The organism is Stenotrophomonas sp. STEN020, assembly GCF_056760195.1.
Genome location: NZ_JBRREI010000115.1, coordinates 1 through 2,658 on the forward strand (window position 1 = coordinate 1; position 2,658 = coordinate 2,658).

A 2,658-nucleotide genomic window follows, 5' to 3' on the forward strand; every position below is an offset into this window, starting at 1 on the left:
CGCTGCCGGCGGCGGGGCGGGGTCGCTCGTGCCCCGCCGGGCGCTGCCCCCCGCCCCAAAAAAAAAAACGCGGGGCGCCCCCGCCCCCCTCTTCTGCATTCCTTCAACTAACCGCGCTTACAAGCGCACCAGCAGATGCTTGGCCATCGCACCGTGCAACTTGCCAACGGCGCGTGCCAGATGCAGCGTGCCAAACAGCAGCAGCACGCCTACACCCACCGATACCGGCCACAACCAGAACGCATTGCCGACATTGACGCCGTCGATCCAGATCCCCATCGGCAGGTTGGAGAACAGCGAGACCAGCGGTGCGAATACCAACGCCAACGACGTCGACAGCAAGGTGGTCGCCACGGTGAAGTACAGGATGCCCAGCGGCAGCATCAACACGAAGTACAGCATGGTCAGCCAGGTACGGCCGTCCGAGAACATCGCGCCAATACGCTGCAGCCAACCCTGGCTGCGATCGGTATAGGTGGGACGACGCGGCATGCGCACACCCAACATGGTCTCGATGATGCGGCCTTCGACCAGCGACAACACCCGCACCGAACCCAGGAATAACAACAGGATCGGAATACCGATGATCAGGATCAGCAGCGATACCGACAACGACAAACCGGTGACCACCCAGGTGAAGAAGAAGATGCCGGTGGCCAGCGACAACAGCATGTAGAACAGCGCGCCGTAGGTATGTGGATCCAGCGCAACACCGAAGAAGCGTGCCAACAAGGAACGCTGTACCGGCGCAGCAACCGATGCCGCAGCGCCTGGCTCGACGGACGAAGCCGTGGCACCCACTGCCGCCATCGCCATTACAAGCTGCGGCCGCGCTGCTGGCCGCGGTGTACGCATCGCGCGGTTCACGGTGACCTCGGTCTCGCGGTAGATCTCGGCCACTTCTTCCGGTGCGCCATAACTGCCGGCAACACCAGCAATCACCTCGGCCTCGCTCTTGCCCGGCTGTTCGGCCAGCTCCGAGCGCAGATACTCCTCGGCGTCGTACAGCGCGTCCTGGATCATTGCCAGGTCAGCGCCGCTCAATGCGACACGCAGCTGGTCCAGGTATTCGGGAATCGTCGTCGGCAGCGGTCGCGCGTTGTATTCGGTATTCATCAGTTGATTCCTTCCAGTACGGACTCGACCGAGTCCCGGGTGGCATTCCACGCTGCGATCCACTGCCGCAATGCGGCGTGGCCATCGTCATTGATGCGGTAGTAGCGCCGCGGCGGTCCGGCCACCGATGGCTCCACGTGACTTTCCAGCAGGCCCGCGCCTTCCAGATTGCGCAGCACCGGGTACAAGGCGCTCTGCTTGCCGCTGAGCACCCCGTCGCCAACCCGCTCCAGCTCCTTGGCAATCAGATAGCCATACAGCGGCTCCGGCGCCTTGGCCAGCACCGCCAGCAAGGCCAGCGATACCGTGCCTGTGCTCAATTCCTTCTGGAACTTGCGCAGATATGCATCCAATTCAGTCATGGCCCTCACTCCTGCCGACTAACGTGAAGTAGATACTAGTGTTTAGTTCGCTATAGCGAATATGCCGGTAGTCACCCCCACCTCGGTCATGAGGCTGGCGGGCGGCGCAGGCGATCGCGCAGAATCGGGGCACACCCAACTGGAATGCGCCCGATGACGCTACGTCCCTGCCTGCTTGCCCTGGCCCTGTCGCTGTCCCCGCTGCCGCTGCTGGCGGCCGACGCCCCCGCCAAATACCGCAGCGCGCAGGAGATCATCGATGCCGCACCAGCCAGCGACTGGCATACCCCAGCAGCGGAGAACACGCTGTACATGGATGTGGAAGGTGGCCGCATCATCATTGAGCTGGCCCCGCAGTTCGCCCCCGAGCACGCCGGCAACATCCGCACCATGGCCAAGGAGCATTTTTGGGATGGGCTGAGCATCTACCGCTCGCAGGACAACTTCGTGGTCCAGTTCGGCGACGCCGATGCGGACGATGCGGACGATGCGGCCAAGGCCAAGTCGATGGGCAGCGCCAAGACCCACCTGCCGGCGGAGTTCCAGCGCCCGCTGGAAGGCCTGGCATTCACCGCCCTGCCCGACCGCGATGGCTGGGCCGCCAGGACCGGCTTCGTCGGTGACTTCGCGGTGGGCAGCGATGGCAAGAATGCCTGGTTGGCGCATTGCTACGGCGCGTTGGGCGCAGGCCGCAACAACGATGAGGACAGCAGCGTTGGTGCAGAACTCTATGTGGTTACCGGCCAATCGCCGCGTCAGCTGGACCGCAACATCACCCTGGTTGGGCGCGTGCTCAAGGGCATGGAGTTGCTCAGCTCGATCAAACGCGGCCCCGATCCGATGGGCTTCTACGAGGACCCCGTGCAGCGCACGCAGATCAAGGCAATTACTTTGGCCAGCGAACTGCCGGAAGCACAGCGGGTAAATCTGCAGGTGCTGCGCACCGATTCGAAGACCTTCGCCGATGCGGTGGAAGCGCGCCGCAATCGCGTGGACGGCTTCTACAAGCGCGCCGCCGGCCATATCGACCTGTGCAACATCCCGTTGCCCGTGCGTATCCGGTAAGCAGCATCCCCTGTAGTGCCGAGCCATGCTCGGCAGAAGCCTTACCGGCCACCCAACCCGTAGTGCCGAGCCATGCTCGGCAGAGGCCTTACCGGGAATGTCCATTGCCGAGCAT

Annotated in this window: 3 protein-coding genes; 1 reads left to right on the forward strand and 2 read right to left on the reverse strand. The window is 63.5% G+C overall.

All coding sequences use genetic code 11. The features are described from left to right. Positions 1–117: 117 nt before the first annotated feature. The gene (locus tag ACVOLZ_RS22240) at positions 118–1,116 is read right to left on the reverse strand and encodes a sensor domain-containing protein (RefSeq protein ID WP_481518032.1); all 999 of its coding nucleotides are present in this window, start codon (positions 1,114–1,116) and stop codon (positions 118–120) included. After that, complete coding sequence (locus tag ACVOLZ_RS22245) at positions 1,116–1,478, reverse strand: PadR family transcriptional regulator (protein WP_481518033.1); 363 nt, start codon at positions 1,476–1,478, stop codon at positions 1,116–1,118. Before ACVOLZ_RS22245 ends, ACVOLZ_RS22240 begins: the two co-directional genes overlap by 1 nt. A gap of 153 nt (positions 1,479–1,631) precedes the next feature. Here ACVOLZ_RS22245 and ACVOLZ_RS22250 point away from each other — a divergent pair, with 153 nt between their 5' ends. After that, positions 1,632–2,543, forward strand: coding sequence for a peptidylprolyl isomerase (locus tag ACVOLZ_RS22250; protein ID WP_481518034.1), 912 nt, complete (start codon positions 1,632–1,634; stop codon positions 2,541–2,543). The last annotated feature ends 115 nt before the right edge of the window (positions 2,544–2,658 follow it).